Below are 238 nucleotides of genomic sequence, written 5' to 3' on the forward strand. Positions count from 1 at the left end.
CTGCCCCGGCTGCACGCCCTGGTCCACCGGGGCCGGGAGAACGGCAAGCTGGTGCGGGAGCTCGGGGCCTGGCAGATCGGGGAGTACGAGCCCGAGGTGCGGGGGCTCGCCGCCATACACGTCGGGACGACCGGGGTGTGCGTCTTCGTGGGGGTCGCCCGGCAGCTCGGGGAGGCCACGGGGGCGGAGGTCCGGTACGGCGCCCGGGTGGTCCGCGTGGACCGGCGGCCGGGGCGGG

At 78.2% G+C, this 238-nt stretch carries 1 pseudogene; it reads left to right on the forward strand.

Annotated elements, in window-relative coordinates:
• Window positions 1-238, forward strand: a pseudogene (locus tag KVT45_RS55615) (L-2-hydroxyglutarate oxidase); the annotation flags it as partial.

Origin of the sequence: Streptomyces sp. GbtcB6 (assembly GCF_019091475.1) — a bacterium.
Classification (GTDB): Bacteria; Actinomycetota; Actinomycetes; order Streptomycetales; family Streptomycetaceae; genus Streptomyces; species Streptomyces hyaluromycini.